At 59.4% G+C, this 21569-nt stretch carries 17 protein-coding genes; 16 read left to right on the forward strand and 1 reads right to left on the reverse strand.

From position 1 onward, the window contains the following. Positions 1-3: 3 nt before the first annotated feature. Complete coding sequence (locus tag ACTG3X_RS05375; protein WP_439110214.1) at positions 4-3546, reverse strand: CheR family methyltransferase; 3543 nt, start codon at positions 3544-3546, stop codon at positions 4-6. Positions 3547-3789: 243 nt separating this feature from the next. Here ACTG3X_RS05375 and ACTG3X_RS05380 point away from each other — a divergent pair, with 243 nt between their 5' ends. The 16 genes from ACTG3X_RS05380 to ACTG3X_RS05455 all read left to right on the forward strand — a co-directional run bounded on the left by ACTG3X_RS05380 (position 3790) and on the right by ACTG3X_RS05455 (position 21552). Further along, entirely contained in the window at positions 3790-5055 is a 1266-nt protein-coding gene (locus tag ACTG3X_RS05380; protein WP_439110215.1) for an ROK family transcriptional regulator, read from the forward strand. Positions 5056-5059: 4 nt separating this feature from the next. Further along, entirely contained in the window at positions 5060-5986 is a 927-nt protein-coding gene (locus ACTG3X_RS05385; protein ID WP_439110216.1) for a carbohydrate kinase family protein, read from the forward strand. Between the two features lie 73 nt (positions 5987-6059). After that, on the forward strand, positions 6060-7088 hold the full coding sequence (gene gap / locus ACTG3X_RS05390) for a type I glyceraldehyde-3-phosphate dehydrogenase (RefSeq protein ID WP_439110217.1): 1029 nt from the start codon (positions 6060-6062) through the stop codon (positions 7086-7088). Between the two features lie 3 nt (positions 7089-7091). Continuing rightward, positions 7092-8540 (forward strand): glucose-6-phosphate dehydrogenase, encoded by a 1449-nt coding sequence (gene zwf / locus ACTG3X_RS05395; RefSeq protein ID WP_439110218.1) that lies wholly within the window; start codon positions 7092-7094, stop codon positions 8538-8540. An 11-nt stretch (positions 8541-8551) separates the two neighbouring features. Further along, positions 8552-10360, forward strand: a complete 1809-nt coding sequence (gene edd, locus ACTG3X_RS05400) for a phosphogluconate dehydratase (RefSeq protein WP_439110219.1) — start codon at positions 8552-8554, stop codon at positions 10358-10360. A gap of 3 nt (positions 10361-10363) precedes the next feature. Beyond that, entirely contained in the window at positions 10364-11017 is a 654-nt protein-coding gene (gene eda / locus ACTG3X_RS05405) for a bifunctional 4-hydroxy-2-oxoglutarate aldolase/2-dehydro-3-deoxy-phosphogluconate aldolase (RefSeq protein WP_439110220.1), read from the forward strand. Continuing rightward, the gene (gene pgi, locus ACTG3X_RS05410; RefSeq protein ID WP_439110221.1) at positions 11014-12621 is read left to right on the forward strand and encodes a glucose-6-phosphate isomerase; all 1608 of its coding nucleotides are present in this window, start codon (positions 11014-11016) and stop codon (positions 12619-12621) included. The genes eda and pgi overlap by 4 nt, the downstream gene beginning before the upstream one ends. A gap of 158 nt (positions 12622-12779) precedes the next feature. Then, positions 12780-13787: a LacI family DNA-binding transcriptional regulator gene (locus ACTG3X_RS05415; protein ID WP_439110307.1), complete on the forward strand. Its 1008-nt coding sequence runs from the start codon at positions 12780-12782 to the stop codon at positions 13785-13787. Positions 13788-13901: 114 nt separating this feature from the next. Then, positions 13902-15206 (forward strand): ABC transporter substrate-binding protein, encoded by a 1305-nt coding sequence (locus ACTG3X_RS05420; protein WP_439110222.1) that lies wholly within the window; start codon positions 13902-13904, stop codon positions 15204-15206. A 114-nt stretch (positions 15207-15320) separates the two neighbouring features. Further along, positions 15321-16187: a carbohydrate ABC transporter permease gene (locus ACTG3X_RS05425; protein WP_439110223.1), complete on the forward strand. Its 867-nt coding sequence runs from the start codon at positions 15321-15323 to the stop codon at positions 16185-16187. 10 nt (positions 16188-16197) lie between these two features. Then, positions 16198-17028: a carbohydrate ABC transporter permease gene (locus tag ACTG3X_RS05430; RefSeq protein WP_439110224.1), complete on the forward strand. Its 831-nt coding sequence runs from the start codon at positions 16198-16200 to the stop codon at positions 17026-17028. Positions 17029-17042: 14 nt separating this feature from the next. After that, positions 17043-18047 (forward strand): ABC transporter ATP-binding protein, encoded by a 1005-nt coding sequence (locus ACTG3X_RS05435; protein WP_439110225.1) that lies wholly within the window; start codon positions 17043-17045, stop codon positions 18045-18047. Next, on the forward strand, positions 18044-18817 hold the full coding sequence (locus ACTG3X_RS05440; protein ID WP_439110308.1) for an L-iditol 2-dehydrogenase: 774 nt from the start codon (positions 18044-18046) through the stop codon (positions 18815-18817). The genes ACTG3X_RS05435 and ACTG3X_RS05440 overlap by 4 nt, the downstream gene beginning before the upstream one ends. Next, positions 18805-20310, forward strand: a complete 1506-nt coding sequence (locus ACTG3X_RS05445; RefSeq protein WP_439110226.1) for a mannitol dehydrogenase family protein — start codon at positions 18805-18807, stop codon at positions 20308-20310. The genes ACTG3X_RS05440 and ACTG3X_RS05445 overlap by 13 nt, the downstream gene beginning before the upstream one ends. An 18-nt stretch (positions 20311-20328) precedes the next feature. Continuing rightward, positions 20329-20940 carry a hypothetical protein gene (locus tag ACTG3X_RS05450; RefSeq protein WP_439110227.1) on the forward strand — a complete coding sequence of 204 codons (612 nt, stop codon included), beginning with the start codon at positions 20329-20331 and terminating at the stop codon, positions 20938-20940. Positions 20941-21015: 75 nt separating this feature from the next. After that, complete coding sequence (locus ACTG3X_RS05455) at positions 21016-21552, forward strand: YaeQ family protein (protein ID WP_439110228.1); 537 nt, start codon at positions 21016-21018, stop codon at positions 21550-21552. The last annotated feature ends 17 nt before the right edge of the window (positions 21553-21569 follow it).

The following is a 21569-nucleotide window of genomic DNA, read 5'->3' on the forward strand; positions in this document are numbered from 1 at the left end:
CTTTTAAAATGACAGCTCCTGCGAGGCTGCGAGTGCCCCTTCGGGAAGGTGGAACCGAACGCTGAATTGCATGCCGGTTTTGGTATAGTCGATGTGCACTTTCCCGTTGAGGTCGTGCTTGAGAACCCGCTCGATGACCAAGCTGCCAAAGCCGCGGTGGGAGGGTTTCTTGGTGATCTCGGGGCCACCTATCTCTTGCCATGAAATGGTGGCGAAGGTTTCGTCGCCCTCGACCTCTTTGGTGGTGCTGACCACAACGGAGCCGCTGTGCACAGAGAGAGAGCCGTATTTGGCGGCGTTGGTCATCAGCTCGTGAATGGCCATGCCCACGGAGAGGGCCTGCTCGGCGCTGAGCGACAGGTCGGGGCCTTCGAGTTTGATGCGCTTTTTGTTTTGCTGGGCAAAGGGCGCGCCCTCGTTTGTGACGATTTCTTTGAGGGAGGCTGTTGTCCAGTTGGATTGTGTCAGCAGGTCGTGCGTGCGCGATATGGCGGACAGCCGGCTTTCCAGCCGCTCTTGGTAGGTGAGCGGGTCGCTGATGTCGCGCAACAGGAGTCTGGAAATAGAGCTGATGATGGCGAGAGTGTTTTTGACGCGGTGCTGAAGCTCGCCCATGAGCAGTTTCTGGCGCGCGTTCTGGGCTTGGACGCGCTCCACCATCTGTGCTTGTTCGGTGACTTCCCGAACACAGGCGCCGACGGCAAAGACCGCTTCGTCCTGCCAAACGGGGTAGAAGTCACCGATCCAGTTGCGCATGACGCCGGGTGCGGCGTTGGTCTCGCCTGTGATCTCAAGGTTCAAGACAGGCTCGCCTGTTTCAAAAACCTTCGCATAGACCGAGCGGATGCGGTTTTCGATGTCGGGCAGAAGCTCTTCGAAGGTTTTGCCGATGTGCTCTTCGGGGGTAAATCCGTTGATCTGGGCGAGGCTTTCGTTGATGCGCAGCCAGCGCTGCTCTCTGTCCATGAGACAGAGGCCCACTGGCGTGGTGTCATAGAGGTTTTCCAGCTCGGCATATTGCCGCGCCATCTTTTGCTCGTTTTGGCGGAGCGTTTCTTCGAAGTTCTTGCGCTGGGTTATCTCGATAAAGGAGAGCACGTAGCCGTCGATGCGGTTGTCTGTGGTGCGGTAGGGCTTTACGCGCAGCAGGAATGTCTCGCCTGTGGCGTCGATGTGAACCTCGCGCTCAAGCGTCTGGAGTGTGGCGTCGACCTTGAGTGCGTCTTCTTGCAGCGATGGATAGTTGACGCGCGAAGACAGGTCGGCGATCGGGCGGCCGATGTCGCGGCGGCGGATGCCGAAGATGGTGCTGGTGGGCGGTGTAAAGTTGCGCACGCAGAATTCGCGGTCAAGAAACAGGACGGCAACGTCGGTGGATTCAAACAGGTTCTTCAGGTCGGAGTTGACGCGGGTGAGAAGCCTGTTGTTCTCCTGTAGCTCTGTGTTGACGGTCTCCAGCTCTTCGTTGATCGACTGTAGCTCTTCGCGCGAGGTTTCCAGCTCTTCATTGGATGACTGGAGCTCTTCGTTCATGCTCATCAGTTCTTCGTTGGTGCTCTTGAGCTCCTGACCTGATGTTTCAAAGTCTGACAGGGTCAGCGAGAGCTGTTTGCGAAGCTGGATGTTTTCAGCCTCAAGCGCGGTTTTGTCTTCGACCTCGCGCACGTTCATGGCATCGCTGAGGTCTGTGGTATCGGTTGTGCGCACTTTGTCGAGCACGAGGATAAAATCGGCCCCGCTTGGTGCGACTTCAACATCATAGATGACATGGCTCGGGCCATCGACGATGACCACGTTTTCAAACACCTGCCGTGACTTTGATGTTTTGGCGGAGAGCAGCGTGTTGCGCACGGGCTGTCTGAGCTCGGGGAGCAGGTAGGCATCTATCTGGGTGGAGGGCACGCCTTGGGCGGGCTGGACAAACTCTGTCATCCGCTTGGAGAGATAGATGATCGCGCCATCGCTTGAGACAAGCGCGAAGGGGGCGGCAAAGTCCTGTAGAAATTCGCGCTCAACCAGAGCTTCGCGCGAGACATCATATTTAAGTGTTTCTTCGATGGGGGGCAATCTCCTCGGGGTCTTGGAGCCTGACGGCAAGCGCTGCATATCTATCAGCGACGAGTAGGTGGATGGGGCTTCGTTGTTTTTCTTGAAAATGCGGTGGCGCTTGTCGAGCACCTCAAACATTTCATCCTCGCCAGCGAGCCCTTCGGAGGGGCCGAGAAACAGGCGCCCGTTAGGCTTTAGCGAGAAGTGAAACCGCGGAATGACGCTTCTCTGGATGTTGCTGGAAAGATAGATCAGCAGGTTGCGACAGGAGATCAGATCAAGCTTGGAGAAAGGCGGGTCTTGCAAGAGGTTATGCGGCGCAAAGATGCAGTTGTCGCGGAGCTTGGGAATGGCGCGATACTGGCCATTCTCGGCTTGGAAGAAACGGTCTTTGCGCGCCGCGCTCAGCTTGCTCACGGCGGCTGGCGAGAACATGCCCGCGCGCGCGGCAAAGAGCGAGGGTGTGTCGATGTCGGTTCCAAAGACTTGCAGCACGCGGCGGTCTTTGCGCGCTTCCATTTCTTCGGTGAAGAGCATGGCCAGCGAATAGGCTTCCTCGCCTGTCGAGCAACCGGGAACCCAGATGCGAAGGGTGTCGCCGCTTTCTTTGAGCAGGGGCAAGACGACCAGCTCGCGCAGCATGTCAAATGCGTCAGGGTCGCGGAAGAACTCGGTCACGCCGATGAGGAACTCTTGCGCCATCAGCTGTGCTTGTTGGTCGTCTTTGAGAATGGTCAGAAACTCGGAGACTTCGGAGACGCGCAGCAGGTTCATCCGCCGCTCTATACGCCGCACCAGCGTGCCGGGCTTGTAGTTTGAAAAGTCGTTGCCAGAGACCTCGGCGAGGCGCTCCGCGAGCTTGGGCAGAGATTTTTCAATGGCTTTTTTGATGTCGCGCGCGCTTGCCGGACTCGCCAGATTTTGGCGGTGGCGGATGATGTCTTCGATCCTGCGTGCGAGCTTTTCGCTGGGCAGGATGAAATCAACCAAGCCAGTGGCGATGGCGCTGTCGGGCATACCGGGGAAACGCGCGCCTATGCTTTCCTGAACAAGGGCAAAGCCGCCTGCGGCCTTGACCCGTTTCAGGCCTGAAGAGCCGTCTGTGCCCGTGCCAGACAGGACCACGCAATAGGCATCGCGGCCAAGGGCTGAGAGCGACGTGAAAAAAGTGTCAATCGGGCGATGCTGGCTGTCGTGGGTGTCGCGCTTGGTCAGTTTGATGTTCTGGCCGTCAAGCCCGCCCACTTGACCTGGCGGGATGACATAGAAGTGGTTGGACTCCAGCTTCTCTCCATCGACCGCCTGACGCACCGACAGGGGCGTCTCGCTTTGCAGAAGTTCGTGTAGAATAGACCTTTGGTCAGGGGCGAGGTGCTGGACGATCACATAGCCTGCGCCGCTGTAGGGAGAGGTTGTGCTGATGAAGGCTTTCAGGGCCTCAAGCCCGCCCGCAGACGCCCCTATTCCTACAATCGGGATTTCGGATGCTTTTGCCATGTGTCGGATCTTCCGCGTGATTATCTCGTTAGTATATATAGTTTTACTTTTGTTTAATACTTTAAACTTTTGCATACTCCTCAAAGTGTCGGGCTTTTCGAAAGTTTCGCGCGGTGTTTTGTCGCGCAATCGCGTTGGGGTTGTGGCGGGGCGCGGGATTGCCTTGTAGGTCGCTTGATAAATCACTTTGATTTACTTATTGACAGGAGAGTGTGAATCACCGACATACGGGGCCAAGTTTTCATGGCTCTGTTTGGGACGTTTATGTCGTTGGATGCACATACCAGCTCAGGTTCGCAAAAAGCGCCCGTCGGCGTGGAAGGGGCTGTGCGCGGCTCAAACCAAACGGGCGTGCGCGCTTACAACGAGCGCCTTGTGCTGTCGATCATCCGACAGGGTGGCCCGATGCCAAAGGCCGCTATCGCGCGCCTGACAGGGCTGTCGGCGCAGACGGTCTCTGTGATCATGCGGGCCTTGGAAGACGACGGCCTTCTCACCAAGGGCGCGCCCGTGCGCGGCAAGGTGGGGCAGCCCTCGGTGCCCATGGGGCTGGCGGCGGATGGCGCGTTCTTCCTTGGGCTAAAGGTGGGGCGGCGCGGCTCGGAGCTTTTGCTGAGCGACTTTGTGGGGGAGGTGCGCGCCCACCGCCGCAAGGCGCATGACCACCTGACCCCTGAGAACGCGGTGGCTTTTGCCAACGAAACCATTCGCGACTTTCTGGCCGCGCTGCCTGCGGCCAGTGTGGCGCGGGTCGCGGGCCTCGGGATCGCGCTGCCATTTCGGATGTGGGATTGGGTGAATGATGCAAAGCCTGCCACTGCGGGGCTTGCTGCGTGGCGCACGCGCGACATTGCCGCCGAGATCGGCGCGGCGTGGGACTTTCCTGTTTACCTGTGCAACGATGCCTCTGCGGCCTGCGGGGCCGAGCTTGTCTTTGGGGCGCAAAGCCGTGGGCAGGGCACGCCACGTGACTTTCTGTATGTCTATATCGGGTATTTCGTCGGGGGCGGGCTTGTGCTGGATGACATGCTCTACACGGGCAAGAGCGGCAATGCGGCAGCGCTTGGCTCTGTGCCGATTGTCACGCAATCGGGCGCGCGGTGCCAGCTTGTCGATGTGGCGTCTCTTGTGACGCTGGAGGAGATGTTGCACGCGGCGGGCCACGACAGCGCAGGTGTGTGGGAGCGGCAGGGCGACTGGACGGCAGATGCGGCTGTGCTTGAGGCTTGGCTTGATCAGGCGGCGCAGGGGCTGGCGCAGGCGATTGTGGCTTCGACCTGTCTGATTGATTTTACCTCGGTGCTGATTGACGGCTCGATGCCGCAAGAGGTGCGCGAGGCGCTTGTGGTGCGCACGCAGCGCGCCTTGGCCGCAGTGGCTGTGCCGGGGGTTGAGCACCCTGAGGTTGGCGCGGGCACGATTGGCTTTGATGCCAAAGCACTGGGTGCGGCGAGCTTGCCGTTGTCAGACCGGTTCCTTGTGGACCGCGACGCGTTTTTGAAAGGGTGAGCCGATGATACTGTGCTGTGGAGAAGCTTTGATCGACATGATCCCGACGCCCACACGCGGCGGGGCCGACGGCTTTGTGCCCCATTGTGGCGGCGCGGTTTACAACACGGCGATTGCCCTTGGCCGCCTTGGTGCGCAAACGGGGATGCTGACGGGGCTTTCAGGCGATATGTTCGGCCAGCTTTTGAGCGCGGGTTTGCGCGCCAGCCATGTGGATGTGAGCCATGTCATCACCTCGGAGCGCCCCACTACGCTGGCGTTTGTGCGGCTGGTGGACGGCCATGCCACGTATGAGTTTTATGACGAAAATTCGGCGGGGCGTATGCTGGAGCCGCGCGATATGCCTGTGCTTTCAGGCGAGGTTACGGCGCTCTATTTTGGCGGAATCAGCCTTGCTTGCGAGCCGGGGGCAGATGCCTATGCCGAGCTGCTGGCGCAAAACGGGCGTGGGCGCGCTGTGATGCTGGATCCGAACATTCGCCCCGGGTTTATCCGCGATATCGCGCGCTACCGTGCGCGGCTGGATCGTATGATCGCGCTCTCCGATATTGTGAAAGTATCCGATGAAGACCTCAACTGGATCACGCCTGAGCCTTTGTCGCTGCGCGAGAAAGTAGAGGGGCTTCTGGACAAGGGTGCATCTCTTGTCATCCTCACCCGTGGGGGGGAGGGCGCGACAGGGTTTATGGCGGGTGGCGAGGCGGTGCAGGTGCCTGCCGTCAAGGCCGAGATCGCCGATACCGTTGGTGCGGGGGATACGTTTAACGCGGGCGTTATGGCCAAGCTCTCCGAGCTGGGCTGTCTGCACAAGGCGGGGCTTGCCGGGCTCGCCCCCGAGGCTTTGCGCGCGGCTCTCACCCATGGCGCGCGGGTCGCGGCCATCACTGTTTCACGGGCGGGCGCGAACCCGCCTTGGGCGAGCGAGCTCTAAAGGGAGCTATGTTTATCTGGCCCCTTATTTACGGAAATGTTAGCGCTAACTTAGCGCCGAAAAGGAGACGATTATGACACTCAAGATTGCAATCAACGGTTTTGGACGTATCGGGCGCGGTGTTCTGCGCGCCCTGATCGAGCGGGGCGACAGCGAGATCGAGGTGGTGGCGATCAATGATCTGGCTCCTGCGGAAAATATCGCGCATCTGCTCAAGTATGACAGTGTCCACGGGCGTCTCGCCGCGCATGTCTGGGTTGAGGGCGATGTGCTGCATGTGGGCGCGCGGGCCATTCGCCTCACCGCGATCCGCACCCCTGAAGAGCTGCCTTGGGCCGATGTTGATGTGGCCTATGAATGCACTGGCCTGTTCACCGACCGCACGGCTGCGGCGCGGCATTTGGCCAATGGCTCAAAGCGGGTGCTGATTTCTGCGCCCGGGAAAGAGGCTGACCGTACGGTAGTGTATGGTGTGAACCACACCGAGCTGACCTCAGAGGATGTGATTGTCTCTAATGCGTCCTGCACAACCAACTGCCTTGCGCCTGTGGCGATGGTGCTTGACCGCGCATTCGGGATCAAGACAGGTTACATGACCACGATCCACGCCTTTACGGGCGATCAGCCCAGCCATGACACCAACCACAAAGACCTCTACCGCGCACGCGCGGCCTCTGTTTCGATGGTGCCGACGTCGACAGGGGCGGCCAAGGCCATTTCGCTGGTGTTGCCGCAATTGGCGGGCAAGCTGGAAGGCTCTGCTGTGCGGGTTCCGACTCCCAATGTCTCGATGGTTGATCTCTGCTTCATGCCCGAGCGCGCGGCCACGGCGGATGCGGTAAACGCAGCAATCGCCGAGGCCGCCGAGGGCGCGCTGGCGGGGGTTCTGTCCTATGAGGTTGATCCGCTGGTCTCGGTTGATTTCAACCATGATCCGCATTCGTCGTGCTTTGCGGCGGCGCAGACTTCGGTGACAGACGGCGGGATGATCCGTGTGGTGAGCTGGTATGACAACGAATGGGGCTTCTCCAACCGTATGCTCGACACCGGCGCGCGGATGGGTCGCTTGATGCGCGACACTGATATGCAGATGGCGAGCTGAGCGATGGTTTCCAGAGTTATTCCTGTCGAGCCGTTTGACCTCGTTGTGTTCGGGGCCAGCGGCGACTTGGCGCAGCGCAAGATTTTGCCGGGGCTGTTCCACCGCTTTGCTGTGGGGCAGATGCCTGAAGAGGCCCGCATCATCGGCGTGGCGCGCAGCGAGATGGATGAGGCGGGCTTTCGTGCTCAGGTGGCGGAAAGCCTCGCGGCATTTTCGCCCAGTGCGGCGGGAGATGCTGCGCTGGTGGCGACGTTTCTTGAAAAGATCAGCTATGTCACTGTCGACGCCACGGGCGATAGCGGCTGGGCCGAGCTTGGCGCAAAGCTGCGTGACGGTGTTGTGCGCGCGTTTTACCTCTCGGTGTCGCCTGCGCTGTTCGGGGTGATTGCGCAGAGCTTGCACGCTCACAAGATTGCCACGCCTGACAGCCGTATTGTGGTGGAAAAACCGTTTGGCCACGACCTGAAGTCAGCCGAGGCGCTCAATGCCGACTTGCGGCGCAGCTTTTCGGAAAGCCAGATTTACCGCATCGACCATTACCTTGGCAAAGAAACGGTGCAGAACCTTATGGCGCTGCGCTTTGCCAATGCGCTGTGGGAGCCGCTCTGGAACGCAACCCATATTGACCATGTTCAGATCACCGTGGCGGAAAGCCTCGGGGTGGATGGACGCGGCGAGTATTATGACAAGTCGGGTGCGATGCGCGATATGGTGCAAAACCACCTGATGCAGCTTTTGTGCCTTACGGCCATGGAGCCGCCCTCGAAGTTTACGCCCAATGCGGTGCGCGACGAGAAGGTAAAAGTGATCGAAGCGCTTGAGCCTGTTGGCCAGAGTGACATTGTGCGCGGCCAGTACCGCGCCAAGGGCGGTGAAGGCAGCTACCGTGACCATGCGGGCGATGCGCAGAGCCGCACCGAGAGCTTTGTTGCGATGAAGGTGAATATTGGCAACTGGCGCTGGGCGGGCACGCCTTTTTACCTGCGCACAGGTAAGAAGCTGCGGGCGCGAAGCTCGGAAATTGCTGTGGTGTTTCGCGATCCACCGCATATGATCTTTCCTGAAATGGAAGCGCGCCGTGGCAATGCGCTGATCATCAAGTTGCAGCCTGATGAGGGCATTACCCTGCGCAACACGATCAAGGAGCCGGGGCCTGGTGGCTTCCGCCTTGCCGAGGTGACGCTGGACATGACCTTTGCTGACGCGCTGGAGCATGAGACCGATGCGCAAGACGCCTATGAGCGCCTGATTATGGATGTGATCCGGGGCGATCAGACGTTGTTTATGCGCGGTGACGAGGTTGAGGCGGCATGGGCCTGGGCCGACCCGATTGTGAAGGGGTGGGAGAACACTGGCGCAAAGCCAGCTGAATATGACGCGGGAGGCGCGGGGCCGGATGATGCCCTTATGCTGCTGCACCGCGATGGCCGCCGCTGGCGGGAACTGAATTGAGAGGCACGGATATGACATTGAATTCGACCATTCACCGCGTGACAGAGCGGATCATTGCGCGCAGCGAAGGCCCGCGCGGAAAATACCTTGAGCATATGGCCGCCGCGCGCGCAAAGGGGCCTGCACGCGGGCACCTGTCGTGCAGCGGGCAGGCACATGCCTATGCCGCATCGGGCGATGACAAGGACAGGCTGAGCGATGGCAGCTCGGGCAACCTTGGTATTGTCACGGCCTATAATGACATGCTGTCAGCCCATCAGCCCTTTGCGCCTTATCCTGATGTCATCAAGGCGGCTGTGCGCGAGATCGGCGGGACAGCGCAGGTTGCGGGCGGTGTGCCTGCGATGTGTGATGGCGTGACACAGGGCGAAGCGGGCATGGAGCTTTCGCTCTTTTCGCGTGATGTGATCGCTCTGGCGGCCTCTGTCGCGCTGAGCCACAACACATTTGATGCCGCCGTCTTCCTTGGTGTCTGTGACAAGATCGTGCCCGGGCTGGTGATTGCGGCGCAGGCGTTTGGACATTTGCCTGCGGTCTTTTTGCCAGCAGGGCCGATGACAAGCGGGCTGTCTAACGACGAGAAGGCCAAGGTGCGCCAGCAGTTTGCGGCGGGCGAAGTGGGGCGCGATGCGCTTATGGCGGCCGAGATGGCAGCCTACCACGGCCCCGGCACGTGCACGTTTTATGGCACGGCCAACACCAACCAGATGTTGATGGAATTCATGGGGATGCATCTTCCCGGTTCAAGCTTTGTCAGCCCGAATACACCGTTGCGCGAGGCGCTCACGCGCTATGGCGCGCAGCGGGCCTTGTCGCTGAGTGCTTTGGGCGAGGTCTACACGCCGACCTGCGATATTCTGGATGAGCGGGCCTTTGTGAACGGGATCGTCGGGCTGAATGCAACGGGCGGCTCGACCAACCTGTTGATCCACCTTGTGGCAATGGCGCGGGCTGGCGGGATCATCCTTGATTGGGAAGACTTCTCCGAGATTTCGGATGTGACGCCGCTTATGGCGCGGGTCTATCCCAACGGTTTGGCCGATGTGAACCATTTCCACGCCGCAGGCGGGCTTGGGTATATGATCGGTGATCTGCTCAAAGAGGGCTTCTTGCACCCAGATGTAAAGACTGTCGCGGGGGAGGGGCTTGAGCACTACACGAAAGACCCTGTCTATGCCGATGGCGCGCTGTCTTGGAGAGATGGCCCTGTTGCGAGCCTGAACGACCGCATCTTGCGCCCCTCTGCTGATCCGTTCCAGCCAACGGGCGGCTTGAAGCGCATGTCTGGTTCGCTTGGCACGGCGGTGATGAAGGTCTCGGCTGTTGCGCCAGAGAACCGTATTGTGGAAGCACCCGCGCGCGTGTTTGCAGACCAGGAGTCTGTGAAGGCTGCGTTCAAGGCCGGTGAGTTTACGGGCGACACTGTTGTGATCGTGCGCTTTCAGGGGCCGAAGGCCAACGGGATGCCCGAGCTGCACAGCCTGACGCCGCTTTTGTCGATCTTGCAGGGCAAGGGCTACAAAGTGGCGCTGGTGACAGACGGGCGTATGTCGGGCGCGTCGGGCAAAGTGCCCGCGGCGATCCATGTTTCGCCAGAGGCTGTTGACGGCGGGCCGATTGCACGGGTGCAGGACGGGGACATCGTGCGTGTGGATGGCGAGGCGGGGACGCTTGATATTCTGGCCGAGGGCGTTGATGCGCGCGCCGATGCCACGGCTGACCTGTCGTCGGCACAATGGGGCACGGGGCGCGAGCTCTTTTCTATGTTCCGCAACACAGTCGGCGCGGCCACGGATGGCGCCAGTATATTTGGAGAGTAACTCATGATCCTATCCCCCAAAGAGGCGAGTGCACGCACCCGCGAAATTTGTGCGATGGCCCCTATTGTGCCTGTGCTTGTTGTACATGACGCGGGCAAAGCGCGGGCTTTGGCCGAGGCGCTTGTGGCGGGTGGCTTGCCTGCGCTGGAAGTGACATTGCGCACGCCTGCCGCGCTTGCTGCGATCTCGGCCATGGCCGAGGTGAGCGGCGGACACGTGGGGGCTGGCACGTTGATCACCCCTGAAGATGTGCGCGCAGCCAAGGCCGCTGGCGCGACATTTGGTGTGTCGCCGGGGGCAACAGACGAGCTTCTGGCCGCCTGCGAGGCCGAGGGCCTGCCGCTTTTGCCCGGGGCTGCCACGGCCAGCGAGGCGATGCGGCTTCTGGCGCGGGGCTATGACATGCTCAAGTTTTTCCCGGCCGAGGCTTCGGGCGGTGCGCCTGCGCTCAAGGCGATTGGCGCGCCTTTGCCCCAGATCCGCTTTTGCCCCACAGGGGGCGTAAGCCCTGACAATGCCGAGACATATCTCAGCCTGCCCAACGTGCTCTGCGCGGGGGGAAGCTGGGTTGCGCCGCAAGCCATGGTCGACAAGGGCGACTGGGCGGGAATAGAGGCGCTGGCGCGTGCGGCGGCACAGCTGGGCCAGCCGTCATGACAGGGCTTTGGGAGCAGCTTGCCGCCAACCGAGCCGAAACGTCAGAGCGCAAGATCGTCTCCTTGCTGGAAGATTCTGCGCGCTTTGATCAGTTTGCTGCAGAGGCGGATGGCTTGCTGCTGGATGCGTCAAAAACCAACATCGACCCAGCGGCGCTGGCGCTTTTGATGGAGCTTGCCGAGGCCGCGGGCGTGACCGAGAAGCGCGCGGCGATGTTTGCGGGGGAGAAGATCAACGAGACCGAGGGGCGCGCTGTCTTGCACACGGCGCTGCGCGCAGACGATAGCGCGCCGCTCATGGTTGATGGCGCTGATGTGCGCCCTGCGATTGCCCAGACGCTTGCGCGTATGGAGGCCTTTGCAGAGGGCGTGCGCGAGGGCACAATTGCGGCGCAAAACGGCGCGCGCTTTACCGATGTGATCAACATCGGGATTGGCGGCTCTAACCTTGGGCCTGTGATGGCGACGCTTGCGCTGGCTCCCTATCATGACGGGCCGCGCTGCCACTTTATTTCCAACGTTGATGGCGCCCATGCGGCTGATATTTTGCAGGGGCTGAACCCTGAAACGACGCTGGTGATTGTGGCGTCAAAGACCTTTACCACGATTGAAACCATGACCAACGCCGAGACGGTGCTTGACTGGTTGGGCGCGGGCGTGGGGCCAGAGATTGGCGCGCATCTGGCGGCTGTTTCGACCGCGCTTGAGCTGACGGCCAATATGGGCATTGCGCCTGAGCGGGTGTTTGGCTTTGCCGACTGGGTCGGTGGGCGCTACTCGCTTTGGGGGCCTGTGGGTCTGCCGATTATGTTGGCAGTGGGGGCTGAGGATTTCCGCGCGTTTCTCGCGGGGGCGGGGGCAATGGACCGTCACTTTGTGAGCGCTCCTTTGGCGCGCAACCTGCCGATGCTGCTGGCGCTGGTCGGGATCTGGCATCGCAACATCTGCGGCTATGGCACGCGGGCTGTCTTGCCCTATGATCAGCGGTTGTCGCGGCTGCCCGCTTACTTGCAGCAGCTTGATATGGAGAGCAACGGCAAGAGCGTGGGCCTGAACGGTGCAGCGCTGGCGCAGAAATCCGGGCCTGTGGTCTGGGGCGAGCCCGGCACAAACGGGCAGCACGCGTTTTACCAGCTGTTGCACCAAGGCTGTGATGTGATCCCTGCGGAGTTTCTGATTGCCGCGGAGGGGCATGAGGCGGGACTTGCGCAGCATCATGCGCTGCTGAAGGCCAACTGCCTGGCGCAATCAGAAGCGCTGATGGTGGGGCGCTCTCTTGAGACGGCGATGCAGATTGCGGCGGATCTGGGCTTTGAGGGCGAGGCGCAGGCGCGGCAAGCTGCGCAGCGTGTTTTTGCAGGCAACCGCCCCTCTGTGACGCTGGCCTATCAGAAGCTTACACCCTTTGTGCTGGGCCAGATCATCGCGCTTTATGAACACCGTGTGTTTGTTGAAGGGGTGATCTGGGGGATCAACTCGTTTGACCAATGGGGCGTGGAGCTTGGCAAAGAGCTGTCCAATGCGCTTTTGCCCATGGTTCTGGGGGCATCGGCCGAGGGCAAGGATGCTTCGACCCGTGGTCTTTTGGCCAAGCTGACAGGCTGATTTTCCACGCTTTTTGACCAAGCTATCAAGCCCGCTCTTTTGTATGCAAAGGATGCGGGCTTGTCTTTTGGGCCAGAGTGATCATATTTGAGAAATATTTACTCGCGTAGTGTTTGGGGAAACTTTCGGGAAAGCGTATTTTGCAGAAAATCAAAAACATGGAAGAGTTTGCAGCGGTGAGCGGCATTTCGCGCCCCACGCTGTCCAAATACTTCAACGATCCAGAGAGCGTGCGCCAATCCACCCGGGAAAAGGTCGAGCTGGCGCTGACGCAATATGACTACCGGCCCAATGTTTATGCGGTGAACCAGAACCGACGTACGACGCGTAACATTGGCGTGGTGCTGCCCAACCTTGCAGACCCGTTTTTCTCCGAGATCGGACGTGTTGTAGAGCTTGCCTGCCTTGCGGCGGGCTATAGCCCCATATTGATGAGCTCCCACGGGAACCCCGAGCAGGAAAGCCGCAACCTTGAAGCGCTGCGCTCGCTCAAGCCTGCGGGTGTCTTGTTTGCGCCTTTTGGCCGAGTGTCTGACCGCAAGGAGATCGAGCACTTTAGCAAAGATGTGCCTGTGGTGCTGTTTGACGCCAATGTCGACGGGCTGTGCGAGGCTTTTGTGGGCACAGATAACTTCCAGAGCGTTGATCTGATCGTTGAATATCTGTGCCGCAGTGGTCAGCCGCCCTGCCTGTTTGAGATGAAATCACCGCTGAACCCGAATGCCAACAAGCGCCGTCAGGCCTACCTCGAGAGCATGGGGCAGCACGGATTTGAGGCGCATATCTATCAGGTCGAGGGCGAGGGCTGGGGCTTTGAGGAGATCGGGCGCTCGGAGGGGGGGCGGCTGCTTTATGAAGGCCGCTTCAAGACCGACACGATCTTGTGCAGCAATGACCGCCTTGCCATCGGGATGCTTTCGGCGGCGTATAATCTGGGCATCCGCGTGGGCCATGGCGAGGGGGCTGCGCTGCGAATTGCGGGGCATGATGACCACCCGTTCTCGCGCTTTACCTCTCCGTCTCTGACGACGATTGCGCAGGATTATGAAGCGATTGCGAATCGCGCAGCGAACACGCTTTTCAGGATATTGGACACAGGCGAGCGCCTTGCAACGCGTGAGGAGACCCTCTTTGAAGGCTCTCTTGTGATGCGGGACTCTGCGTAAGGGCTTGTTAAAGTAGATGTTTACATCAATTCTTTACGCGCGTTAAAATAATATTGACCTCGCGTTACTGTTTGCTCTACCTTCGGTCTATCATCCCGAATTGGAGGACTACGGATGTCTATCAAGACAAAACTATTTGCAGCCACGGCTATGTCGCTTGTCAGCGCCAGCGCCCTGATGGCTGAGACGATCACAATCGCCACAGTTAACAATGGCGACATGATCCGCATGCAAGGCTACACAGACGATTTCACAGCCAAGACCGGCCATGAAGTTGAGTGGGTCACGCTTGAGGAGAATGTTCTGCGCCAGCGTGTCACGACGGACATCTCGACCAAGGGCGGGACTTTCGACATCATGACCATCGGCATGTATGAAACGCCGATCTGGGGGGCAAACGGCTGGCTTGTTGGCCTGAACGACCTGAGCGCCGACTATGATGCAGCTGATATCCTGCCTGCAATGGCTGGTGGTTTGAGCCACGATGGCACGCTTTTTGCGGCGCCTTTCTACGGCGAAAGCTCGATGATAATGTATCGTACCGACCTTATGGAAGCGGCTGGCATGGACATGCCTGACGCGCCAACATGGGAGTTCATCCGCTCGGCGGCTGCGGCCATGACCGACCGCGACAACGACATCAACGGCATCTGCCTGCGTGGCAAGGCCGGTTGGGGCGAGGGCGGTGCTTTCATCACAGCGATGTCCAACTCTTTTGGCGCGCGCTGGTTTGACATGGACTGGAACGCCCAGTTTGACACAGACGCCTGGGCCAACACGCTCAACTTCTACAAAGGTATGATGGATGAAAGCGGCCCTGCGGGCTATGCGGCGAACGGGTTTAACGAAAACCTCTCGCTCTTCCAGCAAGGCAAATGCGGCATGTGGATTGATGCCACAGTTGCGGCGTCTTTTGTGACAAACCCCGACGACTCGACTGTTGCTGACAAAGTCGGCTTTGCGCTTGCGCCTGACAACGGCCTTGGCAAACGCTCCAACTGGCTCTGGGCATGGGCGCTTGCGATCCCTGCTGGCACGCAAAACGAAGCGGCTGCCAAAGAGTTCATCGAGTGGGCAACGTCAAAAGACTATATCGAGCTTGTGGCTGCAAACGAAGGTTGGGCCAATGTGCCTCCCGGTGCGCGCACGTCGCTCTATGAGAACCCGGAGTATCAGAAAGTGCCATTTGCACAGATGACACTGGACTCGATCCTGTCGGCTGACCCGCAGAACTCGACTGTAGAGCCTTCGCCCTATGTGGGTGTGCAGTTCGCGGCGATCCCCGAGTTTGCAGGGATTGCGACAGAAGTGAGCCAGGAGTTCTCGGCGGCTTACGCTGGCCAGCAGACTGTTGAAGAAGCGCTTGCCAAAGCACAAGACATCACCAACGAGGCGATGGAAGCTGCGGGCTACCGCTAACGGCGCAAGACTGGGGGTGGCGCATTGCGCCGCCCTTACCCCGCCACCCCATTTCAAAATATGTTATCGATGATCTGAGGCGGCATTTGTCCGCAAACAGAGGAGATATGCCCCATGGCGACTCATCACTCCCGATCAGCGGCGCGCCTTATGATGGCTCCGGCGGTGGTTCTACTTCTTGGGTGGATGCTCGTCCCCCTGACAATGACACTCTATTTCTCGTTCAAGAAATATCTGCCCCTGCGGGGCGGTGACCTTGGATGGGTGGGCTTTGACAACTACGTGCGCTTTGTCTCTTCGAGCGCCTTCTGGCCCTCGGTGATGACCACACTGACGATTGTGGGCGGTGTGCTTCTGATCACCATCATTTTCGGTGTGTTGCTGGCGATTTTGCTCAACCAGCCGATGTGGGGGCAGGGCTTTGTGCGCATCCTTGTGATTGCGCCTTTCTTTGTCATGCCGACGGTTTCGGCCTTGGTGTGGAAGAACATGTTTATGGATCCCAACTATGGCCTTCTGGCGCATCTTTGGGAGTTTTTCGGCGCGCAGCCTGTTGAGTGGCTCAGTCAGGCTTCACTCACCTCGATCGTGATGATCGTTTCGTGGCAGTGGCTGCCCTTTGCGACGCTAATTTTGCTGACAGCCATCCAGTCGCTCGACAGCGAACAGCTGGAGGCCGCAGAGATGGACGGGGCGCCTGCGCTCAAGCGGTTTGCCTTTATCACCATGCCGCATCTTGGCCGCGCGATTACGGTTGTTCTGCTGATCCAGACGATCTTCTTGCTGTCGATCTTCGCGGAAATCTTTGTCACCACGGGCGGTGCTTTTGGCACCAAGACCCTGACATATCTCATCTTCCAGCGCGTGCTGGAAAGCCAGAACGTGGGCCTCGGCTCGGCGGGCGGCGTCTATGCAATCATTCTCGCCAATATCGTTGCCATCTTCCTGATGCGCATCGTTGGCAAGAACCTGGACAAATAAGGAGGGCATCATGGCACGCGCAATTACCCAACAACGCAAGGTCATCAACACCGCCGCCGCATGGGCCGTTGGCTTGTTGATCTTCTTTCCGATCCTCTGGACGATCCTGACCAGCTTCAAGACCGAGGCGCAGGCGATTGCCGATCCGCCCATCTTCCTCGGGTTTGACTGGACGCTGGAAAACTACGCAGACGTTCTTGAGCGCTCAAACTATGGCCGCTTTTTGTGGAACTCGATCATCATTGCGGGGGGCTCCACCTTTCTCGGTATCCTGATTGCTGTGCCTGCGGCGTGGTCGATGGCTTTTGTGCCCTCAAAGCGCACCAAGGATATCCTGCTTTGGATGCTCTCGACCAAGATGCTGCCAGCGGTGGGGGTGCTTTACCCGATCTATCTGATCTGTATTCAGTTCGGCATTCTGGACAGCAAGATCGCTCTGGTTTTTATTCTGATGCTGATCAACCTGCCGATCATTGTCTGGATGCTTTACACCTACTTCAAAGAGATCCCCGGCGAGATCCTTGAAGCGGCGCGGATGGATGGTGCGAGCCTGAAGGAAGAGGTGCTTTATGTGCTGACGCCTATGGCCATTCCCGGCATTGCCTCGACCATTTTGTTGAACGTCATTCTGGCCTGGAACGAGGCCTTCTGGACGCTCAACCTGACAGCGGCCAAGGCGGCTCCGCTTACGGCCTTTATTGCCAGCTACTCAAGCCCTGAGGGCCTGTTTTATGCCAAGCTGAGTGCGGCTTCGACAATGGCAATTGCGCCAATTCTTATCCTTGGCTGGTTCAGCCAGAAACAACTCGTCAGCGGCCTCACCTTCGGCGCTGTGAAATAAGGAAGGACCAGAAAATGGGACAAATCAAACTCAGCCAGGTGTCAAAACGCTTCGGTGAAGTGGAAGTTATTCCGCCGCTTGATCTCACGATTGAAGATGGTGAATTTACGGTGTTCGTCGGCCCTTCGGGCTGTGGTAAGTCAACGCTTCTGCGCCTGATTGCTGGGCTGGAAGACATCACTTCAGGGCATATCGAAATTGACGGGGCCGACACAACCTATGTGCCCCCTGCCAAGCGCGGCCTTGCGATGGTTTTCCAGTCATATGCGCTTTATCCGCATATGTCGGTGAAGAAGAACATCGCCTTTCCGATGCGCATGGCAAAGGTGCCGCTTGAGGAACAGGAGCGCCGTATTGCGGCGGCAGCCGAAGCCCTCAACCTGACCGATTACCTCGACCGCCGCCCGGGCCAGCTTTCGGGCGGGCAGCGCCAGCGGGTGGCCATTGGCCGTGCGATTGTGCGTGAGCCGCAGGCGTTCCTGTTTGATGAACCCCTGTCCAACCTTGATGCGGCCTTGCGTGTCGGGATGCGGATGGAGATTTCGGAACTGCACAAGAAGCTGAAAACCACGATGGTTTATGTGACCCACGATCAGGTTGAAGCGATGACGATGGCGGATCGTATCGTGGTGTTGCGCGCGGGGTTCATTGAGCAAGTGGGTAGCCCGCTTGAGCTTTATCACAAGCCTTGCAACGAGTTTGTGGCTGGTTTTATCGGCTCTCCCAAGATGAACCTGATCAAGGGTGAGGAAGCGGCCAAACATGGTGTTGCGACCATCGGTATCCGCCCTGAGCATGTGGATGTGTCCTCAACCGAAGGCACTTGGAAAGCGACTGTGGGCGTGGCCGAGCACCTCGGTTCTGATACCTTTTTGCACATTCATGGCGTGCCGGGGTGTGACCCGATGACTGTGCGCGTGGATGGCGAGCTGCCTGTGAAGCACGGCGACGAGATATTCCTGACGCCGCAGCTTGATAAGCTGCATAAGTTTGATGCGCAGGGACTGCGGGTAGACTGATGCGGCTGGCGGGGAAGACGGCTCTGATCACGGGGTCTGCCCGAGGGATCGGGCGGGCATTTGCTGCACGCTATATCGCCGAGGGCGCGCGCGTTGTGATTGCCGATATCAACATATCTGCGGCCGAGGCCACGGCAGCTGAGCTGGGCGAGGGAGCGATTGCGCTGGAGCTTGATGTGACCCGTCAGGCCAGCATCGACGCTTGTGTGGCGGCGGCTGTGGCCGAGCTTGGGCAGATTGATATTCTGGTCAACAACGCGGCAGTGTTTACCGCTGCGCCTCTTGTCGAGATCAGCCGCGAAGACCATGCCCGCGCTTTTGACATCAACGTCACAGGGACGCTCTTTATGATGCAGGCGGTGGCGCGCCAGATGATTGCGCAGGGCGTGCGCGGCAAGATCATCAACATGGCCAGCCAAGCGGGGCGGCGCGGTGAGCCGCTTGTTGCGGTCTACTGCGCGACCAAGGCCGCTGTGATCAGCCTCACCCAGTCTGCCGGGCTGAACCTGATTGAACATGGCATCAACGTGAATGCGATATCGCCCGGTGTGGTGGATGGCGAGCACTGGGATGGTGTGGATGCTTTCTTTGCAAAGCACGAGAACAAGCCGCTTGGCCAGAAGAAGGCCGAAGTGGGCGCTGCCGTTCCGTATGGGCGGATGGGGCGCGCGGACGATTTGACGGGTATGGCCGTTTTTCTGGCGAGCAGCGACAGCGACTATGTCGTTGCACAAACCTATAACGTGGACGGTGGCCAATGGATGAGCTGATTTCACTTTCCAATGCAACTCTGGGGACGCTTCAGGTCGCGCATCCGCGCTATGACCGTGGGGCGCTGACGCCAGGCATTGTGCATATCGGGGTGGGCAATTTTCACCGCGCGCATCAGGCATGGTATCTGCACCGCCTCATGCAAGAGGGGCTGGCGCGGGATTGGGCCATTATTGGGGCGGGTGTGCGCCCCTATGATGCGGCAATGCGCGAAAAACTACTGGCGCAAGACTGCCTGACAACGTTGATCAAGCTCGACCCTGCCGAAAGCGCGGCCGAGGTTGTCGGCTCTATGATTGACTATCTGCCGATTGAAGAGGGCAATGGCGCGCTGATTGCGCAGATGGCTACGGCAGCGATCCGCATCGTCGCGCTTACGGTCACAGAGAGCGGCTATTTCATTGACCCTGTGACCAAGGGCTTTGATGCGCACCATGCTGATATCCGGCATGATGCGGCCAATCCGCTGACACCACGCACAGCCTTTGGGGCGATGGTTGCCGCGCTCAAGCTGCGCCGTGAGGCGGGGCTAGGGCCGTTTACAGCCCTGAGCTGTGACAACCTGCAAGGCAATGGTGACATATTGCGCCAAACCGTTGTTTCGCTTGCGCGTTTGTCTGATCCTGCGCTGGCTGACTGGATTGCGGCGCAAGTGAGCTTTCCCAACTCGATGGTGGATTGCATTGCGCCAGCCACGGGGCCTAGCGAAATAGCGCTGGTGCAGGGGTTTGGCATCGATGATGCCGTGCCTGTGACCCATGAAGCCTATCGCCAGTGGGTGATTGAAGACGATTTCTGCGCAGGCCGCCCTGACTGGGACAAGATCGGCGCGACCTTCTCTGATGATGTGCATTCCTATGAAGCGATGAAGATCCGCATTCTGAATGCGGGGCACCAAGTGCTTGCCAATGTGGGGGAGGTTCTCGGGATCGACACGATTTCTGGCTGTATGGCGCATCCGCTGATTGCGGGGATGTTTCGTAAGGTGCAGGCTGACGAGATCACCCAGACGGTTGCGCCTGTGCCGGGGGTCACGCCTGAGGCGTATCTGTCGCTCATCGAAACACGCTTTGCCAACCCGCGTATTGTCGACACCACGCGGCGGGTGGCCTTTGACGGCTCGGCGCGCCACACGGGGTTTGTGCTGCCCATTCTGCGCGACCAGCTTGCTGCGGGGCGCTCGGTTTCGGGGCTTGCTCTGGTGGAGGCGCTCTGGGCGCGTATGTGTGCCGGCACGCGCGAGGACGGCAGCGAGATTGCGCCCAATGATCCGCAATGGAGCGCTTTGACCGAGGTGGCAAAGGCTGCCAAAGCTGCGCCCCGCCACTGGCTGGCCCAAGAGAGCCTGTACGGCGACTTGGCCGGGGCCGAGCCTTTTGCAGCGGCCTTTGAGCAGTGGCTTTTGCTGATATGGGAGCAGGGCTGCGAGGCGGCTTTGAGCGCCTATCTTGCGCAAGCGCCAGCTGCTCCGGAAATGGCCCACAGCCAATAGAGAAATGTGTTGCGTGATATGAACACAGATGCACTGCTTGAGCTGATCAAAGCCCGCGCTTCGGGGTGTGCCCGCTATCTTGTTGCGATTGCAGGTGCGCCCGCTTCTGGCAAGACAACGTTGGCGGCAGAGCTTGCCTCAAAGCTCGGCCCAAGCGCGTCCGTTCTGCCGATGGACGGATTTCACCTTGATAATTCGATCTTGCGAGAGCGTGGCCTCTTGGCGCGCAAAGGCGCGCCCGAGACGTTTGATGCGCTAGGGTTTGTGGAGCTGTTGGAGCGTGTGCGTCGCACGCCCGTGGTGGGCTATCCGACATTTGACAGGCAAGCCGATTGCGCGCGCGCTGACGGTGGGCAGGTGAGCGCAAGCACCCGTATTGTGCTGGTGGAAGGGAACTATCTCTTGCTGCGCACAGCGCCTTGGGCGGCACTTGAGGGGCTGTTTGATTTGACGGTGTCTCTTGAGGTGGCACGCGACGAACTTGAACGCCGCCTGATTGCCCGATGGCTGAAATACGGACTGCCCCCCGAGGCGGCGCGTGCGCGGGCTTTGGACAACGACATGAAAAACGCAGATTTTGTCGCAGCGCATGCGCGGGCGGCTGATATTGTGCTTGGGCCTTTGGGGTGAGCCAGGCGGCGTTATCTGCTTTCACAAAAGCATCAGAGGCAGTAGGCAACGCTATCTTTACAGGAGCGCGGCCACATGGCGCAGAAATCTACCATCTACAAAGTTGAGCTGTCTGTGTCGGACATGGACCGCCACTACTATGAAAGCCACAAGCTGACCGTCGCCAAGCACCCGTCAGAGACAGACGAACGGCTGATGGTGCGCATTCTGGCGTTTGCGCTCAACGCGCATGAGCATTTGGAGATGACAAAGGGCCTCTCGACAGATGACGAGCCTGATATCTGGCAGAAGAGCTTGAGTGGTGAACTGGATGTTTGGGTGGCTTTGGGGCTGCCCAGCGAGAAAATCTTGCGCCAGTCCTGCGGCAAGGCCAAGCAGGTGGTTGTCTATTGCTATGGCGGGCGCACCGCCGAGATGTGGTGGGACAAAGTCAAAAACAGCACCACGCGCTTTGACAACCTCAAAGTCGTGAACCTGAGTGAGCAGAACACTCAAGCCTTGGCCGAGCTTGCCAGCCGCTCGATGCAGCTCCAGGTGAACATTCAGGACGGTGAAGTGATGGTCAGCCTTGAAGGCGGCACCGTCTATGTGACGCCTGAGGTGTTGAAGTAAACCGCGCTTTGACGGGT

Source organism: Lentibacter sp. (genome assembly GCF_965658795.1).
Classification (GTDB): Bacteria; Pseudomonadota; Alphaproteobacteria; order Rhodobacterales; family Rhodobacteraceae; genus Lentibacter.

Bases quoted from the DNA above. Each gene is read 5' to 3' on its own strand.
- ACTG3X_RS05375 (WP_439110214.1), bottom strand. From the start codon at position 3,546: ATGGCAAAAGCATCCGAAATCCCGATTGTAGGAATAGGGGCGTCTGCG.
- ACTG3X_RS05380 (WP_439110215.1), top strand. From the start codon at position 3,790: ATGGCTCTGTTTGGGACGTTTATGTCGTTGGATGCACATACCAGCTCA.
- ACTG3X_RS05385 (WP_439110216.1), top strand. From the start codon at position 5,060: ATGATACTGTGCTGTGGAGAAGCTTTGATCGACATGATCCCGACGCCC.
- gap (WP_439110217.1), top strand. From the start codon at position 6,060: ATGACACTCAAGATTGCAATCAACGGTTTTGGACGTATCGGGCGCGGT.
- zwf (WP_439110218.1), top strand. From the start codon at position 7,092: ATGGTTTCCAGAGTTATTCCTGTCGAGCCGTTTGACCTCGTTGTGTTC.
- edd (WP_439110219.1), top strand. From the start codon at position 8,552: ATGACATTGAATTCGACCATTCACCGCGTGACAGAGCGGATCATTGCG.
- eda (WP_439110220.1), top strand. From the start codon at position 10,364: ATGATCCTATCCCCCAAAGAGGCGAGTGCACGCACCCGCGAAATTTGT.
- pgi (WP_439110221.1), top strand. From the start codon at position 11,014: ATGACAGGGCTTTGGGAGCAGCTTGCCGCCAACCGAGCCGAAACGTCA.
- ACTG3X_RS05415 (WP_439110307.1), top strand. From the start codon at position 12,780: ATGGAAGAGTTTGCAGCGGTGAGCGGCATTTCGCGCCCCACGCTGTCC.
- ACTG3X_RS05420 (WP_439110222.1), top strand. From the start codon at position 13,902: ATGTCTATCAAGACAAAACTATTTGCAGCCACGGCTATGTCGCTTGTC.
- ACTG3X_RS05425 (WP_439110223.1), top strand. From the start codon at position 15,321: ATGGCGACTCATCACTCCCGATCAGCGGCGCGCCTTATGATGGCTCCG.
- ACTG3X_RS05430 (WP_439110224.1), top strand. From the start codon at position 16,198: ATGGCACGCGCAATTACCCAACAACGCAAGGTCATCAACACCGCCGCC.
- ACTG3X_RS05435 (WP_439110225.1), top strand. From the start codon at position 17,043: ATGGGACAAATCAAACTCAGCCAGGTGTCAAAACGCTTCGGTGAAGTG.
- ACTG3X_RS05445 (WP_439110226.1), top strand. From the start codon at position 18,805: ATGGATGAGCTGATTTCACTTTCCAATGCAACTCTGGGGACGCTTCAG.
- ACTG3X_RS05450 (WP_439110227.1), top strand. From the start codon at position 20,329: ATGAACACAGATGCACTGCTTGAGCTGATCAAAGCCCGCGCTTCGGGG.
- ACTG3X_RS05455 (WP_439110228.1), top strand. From the start codon at position 21,016: ATGGCGCAGAAATCTACCATCTACAAAGTTGAGCTGTCTGTGTCGGAC.